Below are 26,797 nucleotides of genomic sequence, written 5' to 3'. Positions count from 1 at the left end.
AAGCACTGCAAATGCAGTGCTTTTTCCTTTGGTTGATTAACTTTTGATTAGTCCACTAAAGGTGGTATTCTTAATACTTGTCCTGGATAAATTTTATCTGGGTGTGTTAACATTGGTTTGTTTGCTTCGAAAATTACAGGATACTTCATTGCATCACCATAAAATTCTTTTGCAATTTTACTTAATGAATCTCCACTAACTACTGTATGAAACTGAGCCATAGCAGCTTCTTCAACAACCTCAACTTCTTTAACTGTCATATTATCCTCTACAGAAGCAATCCCTTCAGTATTTCCTACTACTAAAACTACTTTCTCTTTTGTAGCTAAATCTGCTGCTTCTCCTGTAACAGCAGCTTTATCGTCATCTACATTAATTGCTAGATTCTCAACAGAAAGCTCTAATTTATGTACTGCATCTACTAATTTCGCAGCCTTTTCAGCAGCTTCTTCTTCAGTTGTTTTCCCTACACCAAAAACTTTAGCTCCGGCGTTTTTAATAAATGAAAAAATTCCCATTCTCTTTTTTGATTTTTTGTTAATATTCAATTTTCTGTCTGACCAAGATACAATTTTTATACCAGAATATATGATCTTGAATAATTTAAAGGTGTTAGTTTTCTAAACTAAAAAAGCACACTGACATAGTGTGCTTTATAAAAAATATTTTCTCTTAATTAATCTTTAAAAGAATTCCAACCTTGAGCTTTTAATTCAATTTCTTGATTAGCACGAGTTACTAAATTTATTCCTTGGTCTTTATCTGTAATATGACCAATAACTGTTAAATTGGGATTTCCTTTTATTTTATCGTAATCATCAATTGAAACTGTAAACAACAATTCATAATCTTCTCCTCCACTTAAAGCAATCATCGTAGAATCCATATTAAATTCTTCTGAAGTGGCAATTACTTGTGGGTCTAACGGTAATTTATCCTCATAAATTTTACATCCTGTTTTACTCTGGGTGCAGATATGCATAATTTCAGAAGATAACCCATCTGAAATATCTATCATAGAAGTTGGCTTTACTTCCAATTCTTTTAACAACTCCGGAATATCTTTACGCGCTTCTGGCTTTAATTGACGCTCAATTATATACGTGTAATTATCTAAATCTGGTTGATTTTGAGGGTTCACCTGAAATACTTGTTTTTCTCTTTCTAAAACTTGTAACCCTAAATATGCAGCACCTAAATCACCAGAAACTACAATTAAATCTGTTGGTTTAGCTCCATTTCTATATACAATATCCTCTTTTTTTGCTGTTCCAATCGCAGTAATAGAAATAAGAATTCCTTTGGTTGACGAAGTAGTATCCCCTCCAATTAAATCAACTTTATACGTATCACATGCTAACTGAATTCCTGCATACAACTCTTCAATAGCTTCTAAAGGAAAACGATTAGACACCGCTATTGATACTGTAATTTGTTCAGCTGTTGCATTCATTGCGTATACATCAGACAAATTCACCATTACAGCTTTATAGCCTAAGTGCTTTAACGGCATATAACTCAAATCAAAATGAACCCCTTCTACTAATAAATCTGTTGTAATAACAGTTTCTTTATCTGAATATTTGATAACAGCAGCATCATCTCCGACTCCTTTAATTGTTGAAGAATGGTACATTTTAAAGTGTTTTGTTAAATGGTTGATTAATCCGAACTCTCCAAGTTCAGCCAACGAAGTTCTTTCTTTGTTTTTATCTTCTAACATGCTGCAAAGATAATGACAAGTAAATAAACAAACTCATTTTCAGCGATGAATCCACATAAAATAAAAATAGGGTTTTGCTGTTTTTGAATGTTATATCTACAGTTAATTACCTAATTTAGTGCTTTTAAAATCCCTTTTCATGAAACTTTATAAAATTATTTTCTTTTTTATTTGTTTTGCAGCATTTGCAGCTTGTTCTTCTCCTAAAATAAAACTTATTGATGAAGACCTAGATAACGATGGAATAGTAAACACAAAAGATAATTGTCCTGATACTGCTAACCCCAATCAAGAAGATACAGATAATGATGGAATTGGTGATGTATGCGATAGTGATAGTGGTGTAATAACAAATAAAATTCCTTGTGAAAATGGTTTTGCAGGGCAATTCCCTTGTAACGGTTATGACTTACTACTTCATATTCCAATAAACACTTTTCAAGCTGCCGAAGGAAATGATTGCTGGGGATGGACAGACCCAACAACTAATAAAGAATATGCTATTATGGGATTAGATAACGGTACTGTCTTTATTGATGTTACCGACACTGAAAACCCTATATACTTAGGAAAGCTCCCTACAGCAACCATTAGCAGCCCTTGGAGAGATATTAAAGTATATAACAACCATGCGTTTATTGTTGCTGACAACAGTATAAGCGATAACACTCATGGAATGCAAGTTTTTGATTTAACTAGACTTCGTGACGTAAGTGACCCACCCGCAACCTTTACTACTGATGCACATTTTACAACTTTTGGCAAAGCACACAACATTGTAATTAATGAAGATTCGGGATTTGCCTACGTAGTTGGTAGCACACAATATAGTGGTGGACCTCTTTTTATTAATATACAGGATCCAAAAAATCCAACTTCAGCTGGTGGATATGCTGCTGACGGATATTCTCACGATGCACAAGTAATCAACTATAAAGGTCCTGATAGTGATTACACAGGAAAGGAAATTTTAGTAGGAAGCAATGGAGAAGTAAATGGAACTAATGAAGTTGTAGTAGTTGATGTTACCAATAAAGCCAACCCTGTTAATATTTCTAAGATTTCCTATAACAATGAAGCTTACACCCATCAAGGATGGTTTACCGATGATCAACGTTATTTTATTGTTGGTGATGAACTTGATGAAATGACAGGTAAAGTAGGTAAGACAAGAATTTTAATTTTTGATATGCTTGATTTAGATAATCCACAATTATTAAATGAATACTATGGCCCTACAGAAGCTATTGACCACAATGGATATATAAAAGACAATACTTTCTACCTTGCTAACTATAGAGCTGGTGTTAGAATGCACGACATTTCAAACATTGCTTCAGGAACAATGACTGAAACAGGGTATTTTGACACTTATCCTGAAAACAACAACCCTGATTTTAATGGGGTTTGGAGTGTGTATCCTTTCTTTAATAGTGGAAATATTGTAGTGAGTGATATTGAAAAAGGATTATTTATTTTGAAGAAAAAATAACCTTAACCATTTTATGAAATTTACTAAATTTTATATCGTTTTTATATTACTGATTATATCTTGTTCTAAAGATGATAATCCTCCAACCAATAACTATTCGGGCACTATTCAATCTATAAAAACATATGGCGGTTCTTTAAACGAAACTGGGCATTCAGTAATTAGTACTACCGATGGAGGTTATGCTGTTATTGGACACACCCAAAGTGCTGATTACGATATTACCGACAAAACAAACAGTAGTTATGATTATTGGCTACTAAAATTCAATAGTAACAACGAATTAACTTGGACTAAAACCTATGGAGGGAGTGATGACGATCGTGGTAAAGATATCATCCAAACTGCTGATGGAGGCTTTTTAATCACTGGATTTAGTAGAAGTATTAATGGAGATGTAACTGAAAACTTTGGTTCTTATGATTTTTGGCTACTAAAAACAGATAGTAACGGAAACTTACTTTGGCAAAAAACTTATGGTTTTTCTGGAACCGATCAAGCTTTTTCAATAATTCAAACTTCTGATAACGGTTTTTTACTCAGTGGCACGTTAGACGTAAGTGCTTCTGGAGGCGAAGGAAACTCTCGTAGTATTAATAGACATGCAGGAGGTGACTATTGGGTAATAAAACTCAATTCTAATGGAGAAAAACAATGGTCTCGATACTATGGTGGCACGTTTACCGATACACTATACGATGTGATAGAAACTCAAAACAATAATTTTTTATTGGTAGGCTCAAGCGATAGTGATGATGTTGACATTTCAAACAACCGAGGTAGTTATGATTTCTGGGTGGTAAAAATTAACAATCAAGGCGAGCTTCTTTGGGAAAAAAATTATGGAGGTAGTGAAATAGATGAAGCTTTTGCCATTACCAAAACACCTCAAAATAATTTTATCATTACAGGCAATACTAGAAGTAATAATCAACAAGTGAGCAGCAACCATGGTTCTTCAGATATTTGGGCTATTGAAATTAACACTGATGGAGATTTAATCTGGCAAAAAACATACGGAGGAACTTCATTTGATGTTTCTAAAGGAATTATTCCTGCTCTAGATGGTGGTTTCTTTATCGTAGGAAATTCAAGAAGTAGTGATAAAAACCTTACGAATAACAACGGAAATAACGATATTTGGGTGCTAAAAATAGCTACTAACGGAAAACTCGAATGGCAAAAATCTATTGGTGGTAGTGAAATTGATACTGCCAACGGAATTGTTCAATTAAATAATCAAGAGATTATTGTGGTTGGGGAGTCTTGGAGTTCAAATTATGATATTGAAACCAACAAAGGTTTTTCTGATTTAGTAGTTGTTAACATAAAATAAACCAATGAAAAAAATAATCCTTTCTATATTCAGTTTAGTTATACTTTCTTGTAGCTCAGACAATGACGAACCTATTAAAGAAATTTCAGTAAAATTGAAATTTACCCAAAACTGGGATGGTACAATCATTGAAAGATCTGATTTAGAAAACACTGAGTTTACCAATAAAACAGGAAGTAAATTAACCATAAGTAGACTACGTTATTTAATTTCTCGCGTAAGTCTTGTTAACGGCGCTAGCGACACTACTAAATTTGATAGTTATAAACTAGTAGACATTAACAAACCTGATAATTTAACACTAGCTCTTCCAGAAAAAATATCAGAAGGAAGCTATAAGCTGCTATTTACTTTTGGCTTCATTGATAAAGACAATATAAGCAGTGCTTATACTGACTTAAACTCTGTAGATTGGAATGTGCCTGATATGATGGGTGGAGGATATCATTTTATGCAACTAGATGGTCAATACAAAGATACTTTAGGCATAAAAAATCCTTACAACTTCCATGCAGTTAGAGCTTACAACAGTGAAAAAGACTCTATTTTTGACACTTCTATTTCAATTGAAACAGGCTCAATCTTATTAAAAAACAACGCTACTATTGAAATTAAAATGAATGCAGCCGGATGGTTTAAATCCCCTAACGACTGGAATTTAAACGAAAAAAGCGTTGATTTGATGGGTGATTTTGAAGCTCAAAAAGATATTTCTGAAAACGGAAAAAGTGGTGTTTTTAGTTTAGGAACCATTACACAATAAACATGAAACAAAAAAGTATATACCTATTTTCATTCTTATTTCTTTTAATGGGTTGCTCCTCAAAAGAAGAAATAGAAAATGTATATACTCCAGTCCAAGTAAGTTTAAAAATCCCCGAAATTTTTCAGCAAAAATTAATTGCCCCAATTATCCCAACAAATAATCCGTTAACCGAAGAAGGAATTGCTTTGGGCAAAAAATTATTTTTTGACCCTATTTTATCAAAAGACAATACACAATCTTGTGCCTCTTGTCATAATCCCAAAAAAGCTTTTACTAATAATACTCGTTTTAGTGAAGGTGTTGATGGCAAACTAGGAACGCGAAACTCAATGCCCTTATTTAATTTAGCATGGAATTTTGACGAACGTTTTATGTGGGATGGAAAAGATTTCAGCATCGAACATCAAGCTTTTTCGCCAGTTCGAAATCCAATTGAAATGCATAGCAACTGGAAGAATGTTGCAGAAAAACTACAAGAACATACTGAATACCCAACACTTTTTCAGCAAGCTTTTGGAACCTCTAAAATAGATTCAACTCATGTAACAAAAGCAATTGCTCAGTTTGAGAGAACTTTGATTTCAGGAAGCTCAAAATTTGATCAATACCTTTTAGGTAAGACTGAATTAACTCCTGAAGAATTGAACGGTTTTAATGTTTTCATGGATGAAGCTCGCGGTGATTGTTTTCATTGTCATGGTAGCGACAACAATCCACTTTGGACAGACAATCAATTTCATAACAACGGGCTAGACGAAACCTTTAACGATTTAGGTTTAGGTGCTGTTACAGGAGATCCAAATGACAATGGAAAGTTTAAAAGTCCTTCACTACGAAACTTAGCTTTTACCGCTCCCTATATGCACGATGGTAGATTTACTACTTTAGATGAGGTAATTAATCACTATTCCGAAGGATTAAAACAATCATTAACTATCGATCCTTTGATGAAAAAAGTAAACCAAGGAGGTGTTCAACTTTCAGACAAAGACAAAGCCGATTTAAAAACTTTTCTTTTGAGTCTTTCTGATAATAATTTTATAAACAATCCTGATTTTCAGCAATAATATAACAACAATTTACTACAGGCTTTAAGGTATAAACAAATTTTATTGTTTAATAACTATATTCATTTCAAAACATGATATAAATCATATTTTGTCATTATCTTTGCAATTCACTTAGATTTAATCTATTTAAACGATGATAAAAGTTTCAGACACAGCAAAAAAGAAAGTCATTGAACTAATGACGGATGATGGATTTGATACTACAACCGACTTTGTTCGTGTTGGAGTAAAAAGTGGTGGTTGTTCAGGATTATCATACGACTTAACTTTTGACAAAACCCAACAAGAAAATGATAAAGTTTTTGAAGACAATGAGGTAAAAATTGTTGTCGATAAAAAAAGCTTTTTATACTTAGTGGGGACAACTTTAGAATATTCTGGAGGTTTAAACGGTAAAGGTTTTGTGTTTAACAATCCTAATGCTAACAGAACTTGTGGTTGTGGAGAAAGCTTTTCTCTATAAAACCTATACATCAAAAAGAATACAAAAAAACTGATGAGTAAATACACCGAGGACGATTTAAGAGAAGAATTAAAAACCAAAGAATACGAGTACGGTTTTTATACTGATATTGAAAGTGAAAAGTTTCCTAATGGGATAAACGAGGATGTCGTTCGTGCCATTTCTAAAAAGAAGAACGAGCCAGAATGGATGACTGAATGGCGTTTAGAAGCTTTTAGAATTTGGGAACAAATGGAAGAACCAGAGTGGGCTAATGTTACCTATAAAAAACCGAGTTTTCAAGATATTTCTTACTACTCAGCACCTAAAAAGAAACCTAAATTAAACAGCTTAGATGAGGTTGACCCTGATTTACTAGCCACTTTTGAAAAATTAGGAATTTCTTTAGAGGAACAAAAAAAATTAGCTAACGTAGCAGTTGATATTGTAATGGATTCTGTTTCTGTAGCTACTACTTTTAAAGAAACACTTGCTGAAAAAGGAATTATTTTTATGCCTATTTCTGAAGCGATTCAAGAGCATCCAGAATTAGTAAAAAAATATATTGGGTCAGTTGTACCACCAACAGACAACTTTTATGCTGCATTAAACTCAGCAGTATTCTCTGACGGATCTTTCTGTTATATTCCAAAAGGGGTTCGTTGTCCTATGGAACTATCAACTTACTTCCGTATTAACGAAGGAGGAACAGGGCAATTTGAGCGTACTTTAGTTGTTGCTGACGAAAGTAGTTATGTTTCGTATTTAGAAGGATGTACCGCTCCACAACGTGACGAAAATCAATTACACGCAGCAGTTGTTGAGCTTATTGCTTTAGACGATGCTGAAATAAAATATTCAACAGTTCAAAACTGGTTTCCTGGTGATTCAGAAGGAAAAGGTGGTGTTTTCAACTTTGTAACTAAAAGAGGCTTGTGTGAAACCAATGCTAAAATTTCTTGGACTCAGGTTGAAACAGGATCAGCAATTACATGGAAATATCCTAGTTGTATTTTAAAAGGAAACAATTCTGTTGGTGAATTTTACTCAATTGCAGTTACCAATAACCACCAGCAAGCAGATACAGGTACCAAGATGATTCACTTAGGAAAAAACACAAAATCAACTATTATTTCTAAGGGAATTTCTGCTGGAAAATCACAAAATAGTTACCGCGGATTAGTTCAGATTAATTCTAGAGCAGAAAACGCACGTAACTTCTCGCAATGTGATTCTTTATTAATGGGTAATGAGTGTGGTGCTCACACCTTCCCTTACATTGAAGTAAAAAATAAATCGGCTCAAATAGAACACGAAGCTACCACTAGTAAAATTGGTGAAGACCAATTATTCTATTGTAACCAACGTGGTATTGATACCGAGAAAGCCATTGCATTAATTGTAAATGGATTTAGTAAAGAAGTACTAAATAAGTTACCAATGGAGTTTGCTGTAGAAGCTCAAAAATTATTAGAAATTAGTTTAGAAGGAAGTGTTGGATAATTAACGTATCTGTTAATTTGAAAACTTCAAAATAATAAAAATGCTTTTTGATAAAAAAGCGAAATGACATAGAAACATGTTAAAAATAGAAAACTTACACGCACAAGTAGAAGGTAAAGATATTCTTAAAGGGATTAACTTAGAAGTAAAAGCAGGAGAGGTTCATGCAATTATGGGACCTAACGGTGCTGGTAAAAGTACCTTATCATCTGTAATTGCTGGTAATGAAACTTACGAAATGACTTCTGGTTCTATTGAATTAGAAGGCGTAGATATTAGCGAATTAGCTCCTGAAGAAAGAGCACATGCAGGTGTATTTTTATCATTCCAGTATCCTGTAGAAATTCCTGGAGTAACTGTTACGAATTTTATCAAAACTGCTATTAACGAATCTCGTAAAGCAAAAGGTTTAGAAGAAATGCCTGCTAAAGACATGTTAAAAAAGATTCGTGAAAAGTCAGAATTGTTAGAAATCGATCGTAAGTTCTTATCTCGTTCATTAAACGAAGGTTTTTCTGGAGGTGAAAAAAAACGTAATGAGATTTTTCAAATGGCAATGTTAGAGCCTAAACTAGCTATTTTAGATGAAACAGATTCTGGTTTAGATATCGACGCACTACGTATTGTTGCTAATGGAGTTAATAAATTAAAATCTAAAGACAACGCAGTAGTAGTTATTACACACTACCAACGTTTATTAGATTATATCGTTCCTGACTATGTACACGTTTTACACGATGGAAAAATCGTTAAAACAGGAGATGCTTCTCTTGCTTTAGAACTTGAAGAAAAAGGATACGATTGGATTAAAAACGAATTAGCGTAATTAATTTTAATTACCGCTAGGATGTAATGACAGTAAGAAACAATGGAGTTAAAAGAAAAAATATTATCATCATACGTAGCTTTTGAAAACGGTATAAACATCAACTCTGATTTACACGAAATTAGAACAAAAGCACTACAGAACTTTGAAAAGTTAGGGTTTCCTACTAAAAAGTTAGAAGCTTGGAAATACACTTCTTTAAATTCAATTTTAAAAGAAGATTACAGCATATTTCCTGATCGTGAAGCCGCAATAGAATTAGCAGATGTAAAGAAGTATTTTATTCATGAAATAGACAGCTACAAAATTGTTTTTGTAGATGGTAAATACAGTTCTTTCTTATCAAGTACTACTCATGATGGAAAAGATGTTTGTTTATTATCAGCTGCTTTTTCAAAAGACAAATACAAACCCGTAATAGAGAAGTATTTTAATAAAATAGCTAAGCAAGATAATTTAACTTCTTTAAACACTGCATTTGCTTCCGAAGGTGCTTTTATTCACATTCCTAAAAATGTTGAAGTTGAAAAACCTATTCAAATTATCAACTTTAATACAGGAAAAGAAAATGCAGCAATGTTACAACCTCGTAACTTAATTGTTGTTGAAAAAAATGCACATGTTCAAATTATAGAACGTCATCAAAATCTTAATAGTAATGCTGTTTTAACGAATTCTGTAACTGAAATTTTTACAGATACACATGCTACAGTAGACTATTATAAGATTCAAAACGACAATGAAAATGCTTCTTTAGTAGACAACACTTACATTGAGCAACAAAAAGAGAGTACCTGTTCTGTACACACCTTCTCTTTCGGTGGAAATATTACTCGTAATAATTTAAATTTCTATCAAAAAGGAGAGCATATCAACTCAATTTTGAAAGGAATTACCATTATTGAAGGTAAGCAACATGTAGATCATCATACTTTGGTTAATCATATTGAACCTAATTGTGAGAGCCACCAAGACTATAAAGGTATTTACGGAGATCGCTCTACTGGAGTGTTTAACGGAAAAGTTATTGTTGAAAAGGAAGCTCAAAAAACCAATGCTTATCAACAAAACAACAATATATTAATTAGTGATAAAGCTACCATAAATGCTAAACCACAGTTAGAAATTTTTGCTGATGATGTTAAGTGTTCACATGGTTGTACTATTGGTCAATTAGACGACCAAGCATTATTCTATATGCAACAAAGAGGAATTCCTAAAAAGGAAGCGAACGCTTTATTAATGTATGCTTTTGCCAACACTGTTTTAGAAAGTGTTAAAATACCTGAAGTTAAAAAAAGAATTACCCAATTAATTGCTAATAAATTAGGCGTTAATATTGGTTTTGAACTATAAGTTGTTTTTTCATATCTTTATGAAAAACAATTAATTATGGGTAAAAACTTTAAATCAATAGTATTAATTGCTGGCATCGTAATTTTAGCTTATGGAGTTTATACTCTTATACAACCAGAAACTCAACTTTCTGTAGGAGATGTGGATTTATTAAAAGTACAAGACAATACTGGCTCATATATTACCATAATTATTGGTATAGTAGCTATTGCCTTTAGTTCTTTTTGGGGTAAGAAGTAGAAGTTATAACAATAAAATAAAAAGCGGAAAAACTTATATAAGTTTTCCGCTTTTTATTTTACACATGTTGATCTATTAAAATGGTATTTCCATCAGGGTCAAAGAATATAATACTTGCGGGACCTGAAGTGCTTTCGTCAACTTCTCTTTTCAATTTGATGTGATTTTCTTTTAAATGTTGCTGAATACTTCTTACATCATCAAAATCATCTAACTTGTTTGCGCTTTCATCCCACCCTGGATTAAACGTAAGAATATTATTTTCAAACATACCTTGAAACAAACCAATTAACGAATTCCCATTTTTCATAATCAAATAATTCTTTTCTATTTGACCTGCAAAAACTGTAAACCCTAACATTTCATAAAACTCTTTCGATTTATCAATATCCTTCACCGATAAACTAATTGAAAACGCCCCTAGTTTCATATTATATATCTTTTTTAATTTCTATCTTCAAAAGGTATAATGATTCCTTTTTCAACGTAATTTTTAAGTCCATTTAGCAACAATGCCCAACAATACGAAGAGTGTTTAAAATGATCATTCTCTTCTATCCAACCAGTGTGAAAAAAGTGTACCCAAGTGATTCCATCATCCTTTTCATACAAGTTAAAACCAAACGTTGTAGGACTCCAATCTTTATCAGACTTTGTCATTTTTATGTAAAAAGAAGAATGTTCTTCATATTTTACTACTTCACCATACCAATTATAAGGTTCTCCAAAAAAGAAATTATATTCAGCTCCTAGTTTAGGTATACCGGTACACTTAAGCGGCCACCAATGCACCAAGTCTTGAGGATTGGTAATAGCCTTAAAAACTTCATTAGACAATACCTTTATAGGAAAATTATGATAAACGGTAAATCCTTCTTTAATGACTTTCATAATCACCTGATTTTATAGATACTAAAGTTACTAAAAAATTAAATCAAAATAAAAACCCCGTCTTATCTATAAACATTATTTATAAATAATATCCTTTTCACAAAATAATCGTTTACATCAATATCATTCATGAGAATATAATTTGACATTGTATTAGGATGAATAGGATCAGCAGTAATTTGGATGTAGTGAAGATAGTTTTTAATAAATTCTGATTTGTTAGATATCTTTTTTAAAGCCTTTATATACAATCCTGAAAGATGTACCTGAACTCTTTCCTTTTTCAAGAGCTCAAGTGTTTTATCCTTATTATCACAGCAAAATATGGTTGATTCTGTATATCCAGTCGTATTATTTGTTGTTAAGTATTTATACCTTTCTTTTATTAAAAATCCTTTTTTTTCTGAAGAAGGCAGCCTTTTTTCAATCCAAGCAGAATCTGGAACACAATATATATATGTAGCTTAAAGTTATTTTCTTTAAAACTACCTCTACTTTTTTCTAGAACCGAATAATTTTCTTCCACAATAGCTTCTAGAAACTCTTTATAAGCATTTTCTAATGCAACATTCGGATATTCCTTTTTTAACGTATTGGTTTCAAAATCTTTTAGAAGTGAGTTTAAAATTTTTACATTTTCTTGTCCAAATTCATTTTCAAATTCAACTTGTTGAGAGTAGGTGTTAAAAGAAGCTATGAGCAAACAAATTATAAATACAATATTTTTCATTTCAAGCAATTAAAAAGCATTTCAACTAATATAATTATTTATCATCTAGAATCAAAACTAAATAAAAAAATCCCGCACTATCTGTGCGGGATTTAGATATTTATAAGTCGAAATTTTCGACTACATTTCTAATGCTTTAGTAGGATTGTTATCCATTAACAATTCTACTGGATTTTCTAAGGCTTCCTTAACAGCTACTAAGAACCCAACAGACTCACGACCATCAATAATTCTGTGGTCATATGATAATGCTACATACATAATTGGCTGAATAACTACCTCTCCATTCACCGCCATTGGACGATTTACAATGTTATGCATCCCTAAAATTCCACTTTGTGGAGGGTTGATAATTGGTGTAGATAACATAGAACCAAATACACCACCGTTAGTGATTGTAAAAGTACCACCTGTCATTTCATCCACTGTGATTTGTCCATCACGTGCACGTAATGCTAAACGCTTTACTTCACTTTCAACACCTCTAAACGTTAAGTTTTCTGCGTTTCTAATTACAGGTACCATTAATCCTTTAGGTCCTGATACTGCAATAGAAATATCTTGGAAATCGTGACTTATTTTGTAATCTCCATCTATCATAGAGTTTACATCTGGATACATTTTTAAAGCTCTTACAACTGCTAAGGTAAAGAATGACATAAACCCTAAACCTACTCCGTGTTTCGCTTTAAACTCTTCTTTATACTCGTTACGTAAGTCGAATATTGGTTGCATGTTTACTTCGTTAAACGTAGTTAACATTGCTGTTTCATTCTTTACAGAAACTAAACGCTCAGCAACCTTACGACGTAACATAGATAATTTCTTACGCTCACTAGTACGTGCACCTGTACCTGGAGTTCCCATTGATGGAACTGCCTTTACAGCATCTTCTTTTGTTACACGACCATCTTTACCAGTTCCTTTAACGTCAGCTGCACTCATTCCTTTTTCAGCTAAAACTTTCTTAGCTGCTGGAGATGCTGTACCTGTAGCATACGTTTCTTTAGCAGGCTCAGCTTTTGGCGCCTCTTTTTTCTCTTCAGCTTTTGGTGTCTCTGCTTTTGGTGCTGCTGCTCCATCAGGTTTTGCAGCACTCATATCAATATGACAAACTACAGCTCCTACTGCTACTGCATCACCTTCTTCAGCTTTTAAAGTGATTATTCCGCTTTCTTCCGCAGGCAATTCTAACGTTGCTTTGTCAGAATCTACTTCGGCAATTGGTTGATCTTTCTCAACGTAATCACCATCTTCAACTAACCAAGTTGCGATTTCTACTTCTGTAATTGATTCCCCCGGAGAAGGAACTTTCATTTCTAAAACCATCAGTTCTAAATTTTATATATCTGAATTATTTTATTTCTTTTATTTGGGCGTTTCCCTATCGGGTCGGGCTTTTCGCGCTACACGGTAGCTTGCTTCAATCCCTAACGCATTTATTTTTTAATCAAAAACCTTATCTATAATAGCTTGATGACGTCTTCTAAAACGTGCACTTGAACCTGCTGCTGGTGCCGAACGATACTCTTCTGAAGCACATTCTAACCTAGCTAATTCAAAACGTTCTAACATATAACTCCAAGCTCCCATATTTTTAGGTTCTTCTTGTGCCCAAACGTAACGCTCTACATTTGGATACTTATCCATTACTTCTTTAATTTTATCATTGTGTAATGGGAACAATTGTTCTATACGAACTAAAGCAACGTCTTCTCTTCCTAATTTTTCACGCTCTGCTAATAAATCGTAGTAGAATTTACCTGTACAAAACACCATTTTCTTAGCTTTTGATGTATCGATAGTATCATCAATCACTTCTTGGAAAGTTCCGTTTGCTAAATCTTCAATAGGATTTACTGCTTTTGGTAAACGTAATAAACTTTTTGGTGTGAAAACAATTAATGGTTTTCTAAAATCACGTTTCATCTGACGACGCAAAATATGATACATATTCGCTGGTGTAGAACAGTTTGCTATTGTCCAGTTATCAGTTGATGATGATTGTAAGAAACGTTCAATTCTACCTGATGAATGCTCTGGTCCTTGACCTTCATACCCGTGAGGTAGTAACATTACTAATCCGTTTTGTAACTTCCATTTATCTTCTGCTGAAGAGATATATTGGTCGAACATAATTTGTGCTCCGTTGGCAAAATCACCAAACTGAGCTTCCCAAATGGTTAAGGTATTTGGAGCTGCCATTGCATATCCATAATCAAAACCTAACACTCCGTATTCTGATAAGTGAGAGTTGTAAATAGTCATCTCTCCTTTATTCTTAGGGTTTGTGTTTAACAAATTAACACGCTCTAAGGTTTCTTCATCACGCATAATTGCATGACGGTGAGAGAACGTTCCTCTTTCTACATCTTCTCCAGAAATACGTACATCGTATCCTTCCTCTAATAACGTACCGTATGCTAAGTTTTCAGCTGTACCCCAATCTAACAAATTATCTTCAAAAACCATTTTTTCACGGCCTTTTAAGATACGTTCTGCTTTACGAACAAACTTGTGTCCTTCTGGTGTTTTTGAAATAACTCTTGCAATTCCTTTTAAACCATCTACTGAGTAGGTTGTATCTACAGGTTGTAACATTTCTTGCAGCTGCTTGCGTACAAACCCTTCCCATACATCAGGCATAAACTCTTGAACTTTTGCTGTTTCTTTCTTTTTAGACTCAGCAAACTCAGTTTCTAAATGTGCCTTAAATTCTTCAGTAATCTCTTTTAGATATTCTGTAGTAATACTACCTTCTGCTATTAATTTATTAGCATAAATTTCTCTAGCGTTTTTATGCTTAGAAATTGCTTTATATAGTTTAGGTTGGGTAAAACGAGGTTCATCTCCTTCGTTATGACCGTACTTACGATATCCTAATAAATCAATAAAAATGTCTTTATTGAATTTCATACGATATTCAACTGCCATTTCCATTGCGTGACAAACAGCCTCTGCATCATCGGCATTTACATGTAATACTGGTGATAAAGTTACTTTAGCAACGTCTGTACAATACGTACTTGAACGTGCATCTAAATAGTTAGTAGTAAATCCTACTTGGTTATTCACTACTACATGAATAGTACCTCCAGTTTTGTATCCGTTTAATTGTGCCATTTGCACAACTTCGTATACAATTCCTTGACCTGCAATTGCAGCATCTCCGTGCACTAAGATTGGAAGGATTTTGTTTTCATTTCCTTCGTAATCTTTATCTATTTTAGCTCTAACAATTCCTTCAGCAACAGCATCTACTGTTTCTAAATGAGATGGGTTAGGAACTAAATTCATTTTCATTTTTTGACCTCCTTGATACGCTTTACTTAAGGTTAACCCTAAGTGATACTTCACATCTCCATCAATATCTTGGTCTTCAAAATCTTTCCCTTCAAACTCGCTAAATAAATCGCGAATTGGTTTTTTAAAGATGTTTACTAAAGTATTCAAACGTCCACGGTGTGCCATTCCTAACACACATTCTTCTACCCCATACAATTCAGCTGCATCTCTAAGCGCTACACTTACCCCAGGAATTAATGTTTCACCTCCTTCAACAGAGAAACGCTTTTGTCCTACATATTTTGTTTGCAAGAAGCTTTCAAAAGTTGACGCTTGGTTTAATTTGGTAAGAATATACTTTTTCGATTCTACATCATAATTAGGATGGTTTGCATTTTTGTTTAAACGCTCATTCCACCACTTTAACTCTTCAGGGTTGCGTACATACATATACTCAACTCCGATGCTCTCACAGAATACAGATTTTAAATAATCTATAATCTCAGCTAAACTTTTAGGACCTATACCTAAAATTTCACCTGCATTAAAAACTGTGGATAAATCTCCTTGATTTAACCCAAAGTTCTCAATTTCTAACGTTGGTGTATAAGTTCTTCTGTTACGAACTGGATTTGTTTTTGTAAACAAATGTCCACGTGTACGGTAACCGTTGATTAAATCGATTACTAAAAATTCTTTATGTACTTCTTCAGGGACTTCTACCGAAACTTCTTCATCTGTTAATGAATAATTCTCGTTAGCCAAATCATATCCTTGAAAAAAACTTCTCCAACTTGGTTCTACCGCATCAGGATTTTTTTGATATTGTTCATACAAATCACCTATAAAACCTGCGTGTGCTGCGTTTAAGAACGAAAACTTGTCCATATATTTTGTTATACTTTTCTGTCTATAAGAATAATGTTGACAAAAGTACAACTTTTAACAAATATAGCACTCCTTTTTAGCCTAATTTTAAACTCTTTAACGAGTTTTTAGTTTTTGTTAAATTTGAGTTAAAGACACCTCTTTTCATCAAAAATAAAGCACTGAATTTCAGCATTAAGAAAAAATAGTTTTACTTTTTACTAAAAATAATTTGCAGATATAAAAAAAGGACTTAAATTTGCACTCGCATTTTAAGACAAGTATGTTTTAAATTCCTCAATAGCTCAGTTGGTTAGAGCATCTGACTGTTAATCAGAGGGTCCCTGGTTCGAGTCCAGGTTGAGGAGCCAAAGGCAACGTAGAAGCCGATAATTTCTACAACACATATAGATTGTTCTACAAGAACATTCCTCAATAGCTCAGTTGGTTAGAGCATCTGACTGTTAATCAGAGGGTCCCTGGTTCGAGTCCAGGTTGAGGAGCCAAAAAAATCCGATTTACATTGTAAATCGGATTTTTCATTTTACCTAAACTTAAAATTATACAAAAGCCCAACCTACTAACAATTTAGTAAGCTAGACTTCTGCTCTTGTATATACTAAATTAATGAAACAAAGATTTTCATTAAACTTTACTGCGCACTCCAGCCACCGTCTAAAGCAAATGAAGTTCCAGTAATAGTTGAAGAAGTGTCTTTTGCTAACAATAGAGCCATATCTGCAATCGTTTCTAACGAAACAAACTGCTTTACTGCTTGTTTTTTTAGCATTACTTTTTCAACTACTTCTTCTTCTGACATATGGTGCGCTTTGGCTTGATCTTTTATTTGCCCTTCTACTAACGGTGTTTTTACATATCCAGGACAAATTGCGTTACAGGTTATATTATGAGGCGCACCTTCCAACGCTAAAACCTTAGTCATACCAATTACACCATGTTTTGCTGTCACATACGCTGTTTTAAACTCAGAAGCTCTTAACCCATGAACTGACGAAACATTGATAATTCTACCAAATTTCTGATATTTCATAAAGCTCCACGCCTTTTTTGAAGCATAGAAAGCAGCATTCATATTAATAGCAATAATATTTTCATACTTATTATTAGGGAAGTCTTCTATTGGAGCTACATACTGTATTCCCGCATTATTAATCAACACATGCAGCCCTCCAAATACTTTTATTGTTTGCTCTATTAATTCTTCAACCTCATCAGCAACAAGTAAATTCGCATTTGAAAAAGAAACTTTTACATTATACTTATCTCCTACGCTTTTTGCTATTGTATCTCCATCTGCTTCCAAACCATGAAACATAATATTGTAACCCGCTTTCGCAAAAGCTTCTGCAATACCTAAACCGATACCGCTAGTACTTCCTGTTATCAACACTACTTTATTCATGATTCAGAAAATTTTCGAGTATTTTATTAAAAGCCTCTGGTTGATCTATTACCGCTCCATGTCTTGAGTTTTCAATCACAGACAGCGTTGCATTTGGCATTCTCTTTACATATTCTTCCTTGAAAGAAACAGGCGTATAATCCATATCAGAAGCTACCACTAGTGTTCTAACTGTAATGTCATTTAATCTATCTCCTAAACCCCAATTCATCAACGTAACAAATGAGTTATAATACGCGTTATAATCATTCTCCTTACACCTTTCTTCAAATTGGTTTCTTATTTCAATTTGATTAACTTCAGGAAACATGTTATAAGCAATTTCTTTAGCCAAAGGAAGCAATCCTTTAGTTTTTAAAAACTCTGTTCGTGAACTCAACAACTCTTCACCTATTTTACCCATATTATTAAAATCGGGACCACTATTTACAATAACCAGATTATTAATATACTCAGGATAACTGGAAGCCAATTGAAAAGCTACTGCTCCTCCCATAGAAAAACCTACAACCGTGGCTTTTTCTATTTTTAAAACATCTAGTAATTGTTTAATATCTTCGGTCATAAACTCGACTCCGTAATCTTTAGAGGGAATAGAAGTTTTTCCATGCCCTCTAAGATCTACTACCACAACACGATACTTTTTTGAAAAGAAAGGGATTTGCGCATCCCAATCTGCTTTGGTAGAACCTAATCCATGAAGAAACAAAAGAACCTCGCCTTTTCCATACTCTTCATAATCAAGCTCTATATTGTTTACTTTTACTTTCGGCATACTTTATAAGCTTAACGGATTAGATTTTAATTTTTCTTAAATACGTTAAAGTTATATTTAAGCTCGAATGAAACTAGTCTTCCTATTTCTGGAGAAGCTACAAACTCTCTTACACTTGCATCAAAAACATTAGTAACATTCATACCAACAGATATATTATCATTTAAATTATATCCTAAATTAGCATCCACAGTAAACCCACCTAAAGGTCCATAGTTCCAGTTTCCTACTGCTCCTTTTCCATTTTCTATAACATCATTTATTCCATCTCCATTTAAATCTTGTGTTTTAGCAGCTACATGACTTCCTGAGAAAAAATCATAATCTTGCACCCAACGACCAAAAACAGAACCGTATAATTTCTTTCCTCCATAGTGAAATCCTAAACTAAATTTATTTTCTGGTGTATTTACAGGTAATTCTGTTTCTAAAACTTTTCCATCTGAATTAAGATCATTACTCAAATCATTTTTATCTAAACTACGACCAAAATACGAGTAGTTTATTGACGCCCTAATAGCATCCGTAAAATAATAGTTCAATCCAAAATCAACACCATAAGTATCAACACTTCCAAAATTTACATAACTAATTAACACTGGTTTTGAAGCGCTAGCACCTGCAGCATTTGGGTCTATAGGCTCGTTACCTATATGAGTTACATAATTACCATTAACAAAGTCTGTTATAACAAGTGCTGGACTTATAAAATTTTCTGACATATTATAATACGCACTTGCATCAACATACAACTTATCTGACAGTTTACCCTTATATCCAAATTCAAAAGAATTGATAGTTTCTACTTCTAACTTATTTATTTTAGTTCCATCAGTTAACGTAAACCCTTCGCTATTACCTAACAACAACCCTTCAAACAAATAACCTTTTAAATTCAAAATTGTTGGCGCTGCTATACCTTTACCATACGTTAACCTAAACGTACCCTCACCAATTGTTTTGGTAATTGCCGCTTTTGGCAACAAATTAGTTCCGTATATATCGTGATTATCAGCTCTTATTCCTGCCAAGAAATTCCATCCTGAATTTAACTTGTATTCAAACTGACCATATACTCCAGTCTGATTTACATCAATAGAACCATCTTGATCCATCAAATAAGTCCCTTTGGAATCTGCCATATCTAATTGATACTGAACTCCTGTTGTTAAGTGAAAATCTCCCCAACTATTATTATACTGTGCTTCAGCATTAAACCTTTCTGACGCATCTCTAAATAAAGCCCCTCCATACAGCGCTAAATCCCAAGCTTCTTCTTCTGAAAAACCATTATCAACCAATGCTATATAATTTTTTGTACGTTGATTTATAGAATAAGTCTCATCTGTTTTACTCCATGTATAATATGCATTAGCAAAAAAGTTTTTAGACACGTATTTTAACTGAGCCACATCTATTGTCCAATCTTTAATTTGATTACGACCAGTACTATTTACTGCTAAATTGGTATTATTACTATGCCCATAATATGCTGTAATTTCAGAACTACTTGTAGGCTTATAGTATAACGAAGCCCCATATTTTAACGCATTAAAATCACGATCTAAGTTTTTCTCGCCATACGCTTTCGTTCCTACATACACACTATCTACATAATTAAACTCTGTACCTTGTGTACTTTCTAAATGAATTTTATAGGCAAACTTATCACTCAATACTTGCGCATGACGTAATCTACCTGTAACTACATTTTGATCTCCAGCACCAACCGCTATTGTAGTTCCTTCTGAAGTTCTTGGGTTTTTAGTTATTGTACTTACCAAACCGTTATGAGCATTTGGTCCATACAATGTTCCGTTTGGCCCTAATAAAATCTCTACACGTTCAACATCATCTTTTGTAACTGTTGAAAACGACCCATAAGGTAATCCTGTTGCAATTAACATAGAAACTCTATCGTCGGTCATTTGTAAATTCTTTGAGTTAAATGCTGAATTAAAACCACGGATATTAATTCCAGTTCCTAAAACACCACTACGAACAAAATCAACTCCCTTTTGTCTAGCAGCTAATTCACCTATATTAAAACTTGGGAAATCCTGAATATCTTTTGCCGTAATAACATTAACTGTTGCTGGAACTTCAGTAATTTTTTGTGGCTTTTTATTTGCTGTTAAAATAACCTCATCTAAAACACTACTTGCTTCTTTTAAAGAAATGTTTAGTTGTGTTTTCTTTCCATTTTGAACAGCTACTGTTTTGGTTGCACTTTCAAAACCCACGAATGAGACAAGCACATTATAGGTTCCTTCTTTAATATTTTCAATTGCAAATTTCCCATCAAAATCAGCATCTATCCCCTTATCTATACTTTTAATATATACTGTAGCCCCCGCTAAAGGCACTCCATTTGTATCTGTAATCACCCCTTGAATACCTCCTGTACCTTGTGCACTTAGAGTTAAAGAACTAATTAAGACTAAAAAGAAAAATAGTTTTTTCATAATTTTAGATTGTTATTAAGTTTGTTTCACTCGCAATCTATCTGGAAATGGAAAATAAACTATTTGAAAAACAAAAACTATAAAGTGTGACTTTTAATTGTTTTATTTTTTTTTAATATAAAAACCCTATATAAAACACAGTATTTAAAAGAAAGTTACTCAATATGAGACTTTAATTTCAAAAAAGCCTCTGGAAGATTATCTGACAACTTATTTATCACCCTGAACATCAACTGTTTTTGATTAATTGTTGGTGTTACCCCCTTTAAAGGTTGTTTTATTTCTTCTAACAAACGGTTTGAATTAATCTTACCTTCCATATATCTTGAAAGTGAAATGCTCCAAGAAATATTAGGTACATAATTACTTTTTTTCTGACGTTCATTTTCTTTTTCAATCAAATTAAATTTAGAAGCCAACTTTAACACTTCATCATATTTTTCTTCTGTGACTAACACATTAATATATGAGGTAAAGAAATGATGCCAACGATGTTTTAGCACCTCATTTTTATGCTTTCGTAAAAAAGTTTTTGCAGTTGCTTCGGCAATTTTATGTTTATTAAGTTCTGACAATACTCTTACCTTATACGAACAATACCCTATTTTTTGATGGTAATTATGAATTTCTTTATAAAGCCCATCGTACTTTTCAAGTAAAGAAAATGCCTCTTCAGGTTTGTTATTTCGTAATAAAATAGCCACCAAATTATTTAAATACATCAAGGTATCATTGTTATTCTGCCTAATTGAAAGATACCCGTAAAACTCCGCCTCATCAAACTCATTTTGTTTAGAGTGTAACAAAACTCGACTCGCATAGTAGTTAGAAAGTAAGCGTCTAGAATACATTATACCCTGACTGAAATATGCATCAATTTGATCGAAAAGTAACTTTAACTTATCATTCTCATTATAATTTGTATACATAAAAGCTAGCAAAACAAATGCTTGGTAACGATTTTTACCATCGATAGACTCATCTTTAAACACTTGTAACAACCAATCTTCTAGATGTTTTGTTTCATTATTATTTAAGGTGTATTGATTGGTAATTTCGGTAGTTGCCTCATACAGTTTTTCATGTATTTCTTTTGCCTTCAAATAGTTAACCTCATACTCCTTAATAAAGTTAGCCACAATTTCATGATCATTATAACGCATTCGTACTAACAAATACGATTTGTATTCTTTAGCTAAATTATATAGACTTTGAAAATTATGTTCAATGGTTTTGTAAGAGACTATATAGTGAAGAAATTCTTTTTCTTCTTGCGAAGTAATAGCATCAGTTAAAATTTTCTTTTTTAACGACATTAACCAATCTATCGTAACATCAACATCTATACTGGTTAATTTTTTCTGAGTCCAGTCTTTTACATACGAGTATTTTCGTTTATCTATAGAAGTATCAAAATCTGTAAAACCATTTTTAGACAATGCATTTTTGATAATAAGATCACTTATTACACATTTTTCTTCTCCTTTAAATTGATATACTGTTTGAAGATATTTCGCCTCGTTTGGCAAAATAGTTTTACTAAACTCTGTAAATTTTTTAAGCTTCGTTTTCATTAATCACTTTCTACAAATTCTTGTATGAGCAAGTTAACTTTTTTAGGCTTTTCAAACTGAGCAAAATGCCCACAATTTTCTATATACATTACAGTAGCATTTTTAATTTTATCTTTCGCTACATTTCCTACATCTTGAATCGTTAATGTTGGATGTAAATATCTATTCGGAATTAACATATCTTTACCTCCAAAAACAACTAAGGTTTTTTGAGATATCTTTTCTAAATCATTATGTACAGGATCATCCAACATTCCAAATACACTTTTTACAATAGCGTTACAATGAGCATCAAAATCGGACGCTTGTTTAATTCGAATACGATCTTCTATCATTTTTGACACCTCGGTTGGTTGTTCAAAAAAGTTAAGTGCATAATTTTTTGCAATCTGTTCATTTGTTGTGTTCTTTACCACCTCAGCAGTATATACACTTTTAAGAATATTCCCTTGATCTTTAGTAAACTTCTCCAATCCAGCAGGAGCTATCAGTACTAATTTTTGCACTACTTCTGGATGCTGTAATGCAAGTTTCATACTGGCTTGACCTCCCATAGAATGCCCAACTAAAACCACATTTTTCAATCTTTTCTTTTTGATAAATTTAAACACAACATCAGCAAAGAAAGTAGGCGTATAAGCTTCTTCTAAATTTGAAGATTTTCCATGACCTGGTAAATCAATAGCCACACAGGTATAATTCTCTTTTAGAGTTTCTATATTTTTAAACCAAGCATCAGCATTACTACTTAAGCCATGTAAAAAAAGTAAGGTCTTAGCTCCCTTTCCTTCTTTTAGATATGTAATATTTATGTCGTCAATTTTTACACATCTAGTTTTAAACTCATAGTCTGAAAGCATTTCTTTCATTGTTTTTTTTGTGCTTTGTGCAAATGCAATGGCATTTATCAATGTAAAAATTAACACTAAACTTATCTGTTTCATCTTTTATGTTTTAATCGAATTAAAATAGCGCAACAAATCTTTTCTCGATACTTTTCCTACACTCGTTAAAGGTATTTCATCTAAAAAGAATATATATTTTGGATGCTTATAGGGAACTAATGTTTCTTTTAATTCTGCTCTTACATCTTCAACTGTAATATCTTTATCTTCAACTGTTATGAAAGCCACCCCTATTTCTCCCCATTTTTCATCTTTCATACTTAACACTACTGCTTTTTTAATTCCTTTAAGTGTTTCTAAATGCGCTTCTATTTCTTGTGGATAAATGTTTTCTCCTCCAGATATATACATGTCATTTTTTCTTCCTTTCATATACAAATAACCGTCTTCATCCATATACACAAAATCACCTGTATACAGCCATCCTTTTTTAATTGTATTGTTAGTTTTAACAGAGTTATTCCAATACCCAGGAGTTACGATATTACCTCTTATACATAATTCTCCTACTTCATTAGGCTTTACTTTCTCTCCTTCTCTATTTACTATTTTAGTTTCCAAATAAAAATTAGGCTTCCCAATTGAGTTAGGTTTTAACACTGCCATTTTATGATGAAGTGATGTTATACTAGGGCCTGCTTCTGTTAAACCATATCCTGGACGTATATATATGTTTTTTTCTTTCTTCCAATATGACACCAGTTCAGGTGGTACTTTTTCTCCACCAGAAATAATATAACGTAACCCTTGGAGGCCAATCTTTTTAAAAACAGATGTTTTTTGCATCATTAACAGCATTGTTGGAAGCGCCATAAACAATGTCGTTTCATTTAACTCTAACAAACACAACACCTTTTCTGCATCAAACTTTTCTAGCATTCCTATATGCCCTCCTTTATGTAATAATGGAGTAACAAAAACATTCCACCCTGATGTATGGTAAGGTGGCAAAGTATTTAATGTAGAGTCTCTAAATGTAATACCTAACTGCATGGAAGTATTCAAACTATTCCAAAATAACATTTTATTAGTATACAGCACTCCTTTCGGGTTTCCTGTAGTTCCAGAAGTATAGAATATAAATAGTGGATTCTCTTCCTTTATCGTATAATCTTTTCTTACAACTTCAACCGCTTTGTTTTTATAGAAATATTTCACATCATTCATTAACAATACAGAAGTATTACCTAATTCTAACCCTTCAAACTTCTCAATAAAACTCTTACTGTAAACAAATAATTTCGGCGTACAATCGTCTACTAATCTTTGTAATTCACTTACCGAGAAGCGATAATTTAAAGGCACCAAAATAACCCCCATTCTTTGACAAGTTACAAAAAGAACGATGTACTCTAAACCGTGCTCTGCTAAAACAGCAACTCTATCCCCTTCTTCTAACCCTTTTTTAGTGAACTGAGCTACTAATCTATCCGCATAGACATCTAAATCACTGTACGTATAATTTTCAAGAGTATCATAAGAAGTAAGCGCTACTTTATTAGGCGTGTAATCTGCCCACTTAGCTATCCAGTTTAACGTGCTCATTTGTTTTTTTAGCGTCTAATTTATAAAATATATACCCCACTACAAGTGATGCAACTATACCAAAAGCAGCAGAAACTCCTGGGTTGTTCACAGGCTCTTGCATGTAAGGTGTAAGCCTACCATAATAAATACCAAAATGCACTACAATGGCAGTAATACTCGCTATAAAAACGGACCTTACTGACACATTTTTCAAAAAAGTTCCAAACAATACAGGTACAAATGCTGCTGCAAAATAAGCATACACTCCATTTTGCGCGAAGATTGCCACACTCACATCTGGATTTTTAATCTGCTCCCAACTCAATAAAAAGCTTACGATAGCTAAAATGACAATTACTATTTTATTTACTGCAATTGTATTTTCACCTATCTTATCTTTAAAAATAGGCTCAAGTATATCTGAAGTAATTGTGATTGACAACGATTGTATTAAACTTTCCAACGTAGAAAGTCCTGCTGAAATAAGCCCCACAACTATAATTAGACCCACCCCAACAGAAAACTTAGCTACTACATACGTTGGTATAATTTCATCCATTTTTAATACCCTTCCATCAACTGTTAAATCTGGGAAACTTATTCTTGCATATAAGCCTACAATAACTACCAAAAAGAATACAATCATAAACACAATTCCACTAAACAAGTAATTGTTAATTTTTTTAGCATCTTTTAGCAACAGTGATTTGGTAATAATATGTGGCTGACAAACAATCGCCACTCCAATAATTATCTGTGTAACAATTATTTCAAAATAATCTCTAAATAAAAAACTTGTTGAATTTGTAGGCTTCGTTAAATTAGGATCAATACTTGATAATTTATTCATAAAACCACCAAATCCTCCTTTAAAAAATTCAAAACCAGATCCTAGTAAAATCAACGCAACTATAAACATTATAATAGCTTGAATAGTATTTGTATATACCATAGAATTCGCTCCTCCAAACATCATATATCCAAAAACAAATGCAACAATCCCCATTAACACATAAAAAGGCTCTGCATTTAATGCTTTAGAGATTACCTGAGTAAGCCCAACATTAATTAAAACGATAAACGTAATGAGTAACAATGCTATGATTCCAAAGAAAAAAGCATAGTTTTTACTTTCGTAACGCTTCCCAATCCACTGCGCCATAGTGGTTGCCTTTACAGTACTACCATATTTTGCAAACCCTTTTGTAAAAACAATTAACGAAATAAATGCTGCTATTGGCAGAACAATTGCAAAAGAAATTACTCCTGAAACACCATATAATGCAATAAACCCAGGATTGATAATAAAGGTAGCAGCACTTGTCATAGAAGCCGCTAATGACAACCCTACAACCCAAGCAGGAAAACCTATATTTCCGACAGCGTAATCCTTTATATTTGTATTCTTTCGCGCACCACGTACTACGAAATATAAAATTATAGCAGCATAAACTGCTAACAAAACATACATGTAAGTTACTAACTTTTCTGACGCTATCATAAATTATAAGATCTGTTAAAAAACAAATAAAAAAACTTTAGAACATTATAGTTGATAAATTTAACCTTATTTAAGTGAGACTTTATTAAAAAAAACAAAA

General features: G+C 32.8%; 23 protein-coding genes and 2 tRNA genes. 11 read left to right on the top strand and 14 right to left on the bottom strand.

Annotated elements, in window-relative coordinates; all coding sequences use genetic code 11:
* Positions 1–47: 47 nt before the first annotated feature.
* The gene (gene lysM, locus C8N26_RS03915; protein ID WP_120186160.1) at positions 48–518 is read right to left on the bottom strand and encodes a peptidoglycan-binding protein LysM; all 471 of its coding nucleotides are present in this window, start codon (positions 516–518) and stop codon (positions 48–50) included.
* Positions 519–676: 158 nt separating this feature from the next.
* Complete coding sequence (thiL, locus tag C8N26_RS03910) at positions 677–1,723, bottom strand: thiamine-phosphate kinase (RefSeq protein WP_120186159.1); 1,047 nt, start codon at positions 1,721–1,723, stop codon at positions 677–679.
* Positions 1,724–1,862: 139 nt separating this feature from the next.
* Between thiL and C8N26_RS03905 the strand changes: the two genes are divergently transcribed.
* The 9 genes from C8N26_RS03905 to C8N26_RS03865 all read left to right on the top strand — a co-directional run bounded on the left by C8N26_RS03905 (position 1,863) and on the right by C8N26_RS03865 (position 10,754).
* Positions 1,863–3,215, top strand: a complete 1,353-nt coding sequence (locus C8N26_RS03905; RefSeq protein WP_120186158.1) for a choice-of-anchor B family protein — start codon at positions 1,863–1,865, stop codon at positions 3,213–3,215.
* Between the two features lie 13 nt (positions 3,216–3,228).
* A complete protein-coding gene (locus tag C8N26_RS03900; protein WP_120186157.1) occupies positions 3,229–4,551 on the top strand; it encodes a hypothetical protein in 1,323 nt (440 codons plus the stop codon).
* A 4-nt stretch (positions 4,552–4,555) separates the two neighbouring features.
* Positions 4,556–5,314 carry an MbnP family protein gene (locus C8N26_RS03895; protein WP_120186156.1) on the top strand — a complete coding sequence of 253 codons (759 nt, stop codon included), beginning with the start codon at positions 4,556–4,558 and terminating at the stop codon, positions 5,312–5,314.
* 2 nt (positions 5,315–5,316) lie between these two features.
* The gene (locus tag C8N26_RS03890) at positions 5,317–6,384 is read left to right on the top strand and encodes a cytochrome-c peroxidase (RefSeq protein WP_211327783.1); all 1,068 of its coding nucleotides are present in this window, start codon (positions 5,317–5,319) and stop codon (positions 6,382–6,384) included.
* A 136-nt stretch (positions 6,385–6,520) separates the two neighbouring features.
* Entirely contained in the window at positions 6,521–6,850 is a 330-nt protein-coding gene (locus tag C8N26_RS03885) for a HesB/IscA family protein (protein WP_028892188.1), read from the top strand.
* A gap of 33 nt (positions 6,851–6,883) precedes the next feature.
* Positions 6,884–8,332 carry a Fe-S cluster assembly protein SufB gene (sufB, locus tag C8N26_RS03880; RefSeq protein WP_120186154.1) on the top strand — a complete coding sequence of 483 codons (1,449 nt, stop codon included), beginning with the start codon at positions 6,884–6,886 and terminating at the stop codon, positions 8,330–8,332.
* 76 nt (positions 8,333–8,408) lie between these two features.
* Positions 8,409–9,158, top strand: coding sequence for a Fe-S cluster assembly ATPase SufC (gene sufC, locus C8N26_RS03875; protein ID WP_028892186.1), 750 nt, complete (start codon positions 8,409–8,411; stop codon positions 9,156–9,158).
* 42 nt (positions 9,159–9,200) lie between these two features.
* A complete protein-coding gene (gene sufD, locus C8N26_RS03870) occupies positions 9,201–10,514 on the top strand; it encodes a Fe-S cluster assembly protein SufD (RefSeq protein ID WP_120186153.1) in 1,314 nt (437 codons plus the stop codon).
* A gap of 36 nt (positions 10,515–10,550) precedes the next feature.
* Positions 10,551–10,754: a hypothetical protein gene (locus tag C8N26_RS03865; RefSeq protein WP_028892184.1), complete on the top strand. Its 204-nt coding sequence runs from the start codon at positions 10,551–10,553 to the stop codon at positions 10,752–10,754.
* 58 nt (positions 10,755–10,812) lie between these two features.
* Here the strand turns inward: C8N26_RS03865 and C8N26_RS03860 are convergent, their stop codons facing one another.
* The 5 genes from C8N26_RS03860 to C8N26_RS03835 all read right to left on the bottom strand — a co-directional run bounded on the left by C8N26_RS03860 (position 10,813) and on the right by C8N26_RS03835 (position 16,548).
* A complete protein-coding gene (locus C8N26_RS03860) occupies positions 10,813–11,184 on the bottom strand; it encodes a VOC family protein (protein WP_120186152.1) in 372 nt (123 codons plus the stop codon).
* A gap of 14 nt (positions 11,185–11,198) precedes the next feature.
* A complete protein-coding gene (locus C8N26_RS03855) occupies positions 11,199–11,645 on the bottom strand; it encodes an SRPBCC family protein (RefSeq protein ID WP_120186151.1) in 447 nt (148 codons plus the stop codon).
* Between the two features lie 385 nt (positions 11,646–12,030).
* Positions 12,031–12,375, bottom strand: coding sequence for a hypothetical protein (locus C8N26_RS03845; RefSeq protein WP_120186149.1), 345 nt, complete (start codon positions 12,373–12,375; stop codon positions 12,031–12,033).
* Between the two features lie 120 nt (positions 12,376–12,495).
* Positions 12,496–13,704, bottom strand: coding sequence for a 2-oxoglutarate dehydrogenase complex dihydrolipoyllysine-residue succinyltransferase (gene odhB / locus C8N26_RS03840; RefSeq protein ID WP_028892180.1), 1,209 nt, complete (start codon positions 13,702–13,704; stop codon positions 12,496–12,498).
* Between the two features lie 117 nt (positions 13,705–13,821).
* Entirely contained in the window at positions 13,822–16,548 is a 2,727-nt protein-coding gene (locus tag C8N26_RS03835; RefSeq protein WP_120186148.1) for a 2-oxoglutarate dehydrogenase E1 component, read from the bottom strand.
* A 273-nt stretch (positions 16,549–16,821) separates the two neighbouring features.
* Here C8N26_RS03835 and C8N26_RS03830 point away from each other — a divergent pair.
* Both C8N26_RS03830 and C8N26_RS03825 read left to right on the top strand, forming a co-directional pair.
* Positions 16,822–16,898 (top strand) — tRNA-Asn (locus C8N26_RS03830).
* A 58-nt stretch (positions 16,899–16,956) separates the two neighbouring features.
* Positions 16,957–17,033, top strand: a tRNA-Asn gene (locus C8N26_RS03825).
* Positions 17,034–17,179: 146 nt separating this feature from the next.
* Here C8N26_RS03825 and C8N26_RS03820 read toward each other — a convergent pair.
* The 7 genes from C8N26_RS03820 to C8N26_RS03790 form a co-directional block, all read right to left on the bottom strand.
* Positions 17,180–17,950 (bottom strand): 3-hydroxybutyrate dehydrogenase, encoded by a 771-nt coding sequence (locus tag C8N26_RS03820; RefSeq protein WP_120186147.1) that lies wholly within the window; start codon positions 17,948–17,950, stop codon positions 17,180–17,182.
* Positions 17,943–18,725, bottom strand: a complete 783-nt coding sequence (locus C8N26_RS03815; RefSeq protein ID WP_120186146.1) for an alpha/beta fold hydrolase — start codon at positions 18,723–18,725, stop codon at positions 17,943–17,945. Before C8N26_RS03815 ends, C8N26_RS03820 begins: the two co-directional genes overlap by 8 nt.
* 26 nt (positions 18,726–18,751) lie before the next feature.
* On the bottom strand, positions 18,752–21,190 hold the full coding sequence (locus C8N26_RS03810; RefSeq protein ID WP_120186145.1) for a TonB-dependent receptor: 2,439 nt from the start codon (positions 21,188–21,190) through the stop codon (positions 18,752–18,754).
* A 155-nt stretch (positions 21,191–21,345) separates the two neighbouring features.
* Positions 21,346–22,764 (bottom strand): tetratricopeptide repeat protein, encoded by a 1,419-nt coding sequence (locus C8N26_RS03805; protein ID WP_120186144.1) that lies wholly within the window; start codon positions 22,762–22,764, stop codon positions 21,346–21,348.
* Complete coding sequence (locus C8N26_RS03800; protein ID WP_120186143.1) at positions 22,764–23,708, bottom strand: alpha/beta fold hydrolase; 945 nt, start codon at positions 23,706–23,708, stop codon at positions 22,764–22,766. The genes C8N26_RS03805 and C8N26_RS03800 overlap by 1 nt, the downstream gene beginning before the upstream one ends.
* A gap of 3 nt (positions 23,709–23,711) precedes the next feature.
* Positions 23,712–25,214 carry a class I adenylate-forming enzyme family protein gene (locus tag C8N26_RS03795; protein ID WP_120186142.1) on the bottom strand — a complete coding sequence of 501 codons (1,503 nt, stop codon included), beginning with the start codon at positions 25,212–25,214 and terminating at the stop codon, positions 23,712–23,714.
* Positions 25,189–26,697 carry a sodium/pantothenate symporter gene (locus tag C8N26_RS03790; protein ID WP_120186141.1) on the bottom strand — a complete coding sequence of 503 codons (1,509 nt, stop codon included), beginning with the start codon at positions 26,695–26,697 and terminating at the stop codon, positions 25,189–25,191. Before C8N26_RS03790 ends, C8N26_RS03795 begins: the two co-directional genes overlap by 26 nt.
* Positions 26,698–26,797: the final 100 nt, after the last annotated feature.

Origin of the sequence: Tenacibaculum lutimaris (assembly GCF_003610735.1) — a bacterium.
Taxonomy (GTDB): domain Bacteria; phylum Bacteroidota; class Bacteroidia; order Flavobacteriales; family Flavobacteriaceae; genus Polaribacter; species Polaribacter lutimaris.
The sequence above is the reverse complement of the archived record's forward strand: the minus strand, read 5'-3'. Positions and strand labels throughout refer to the sequence as shown.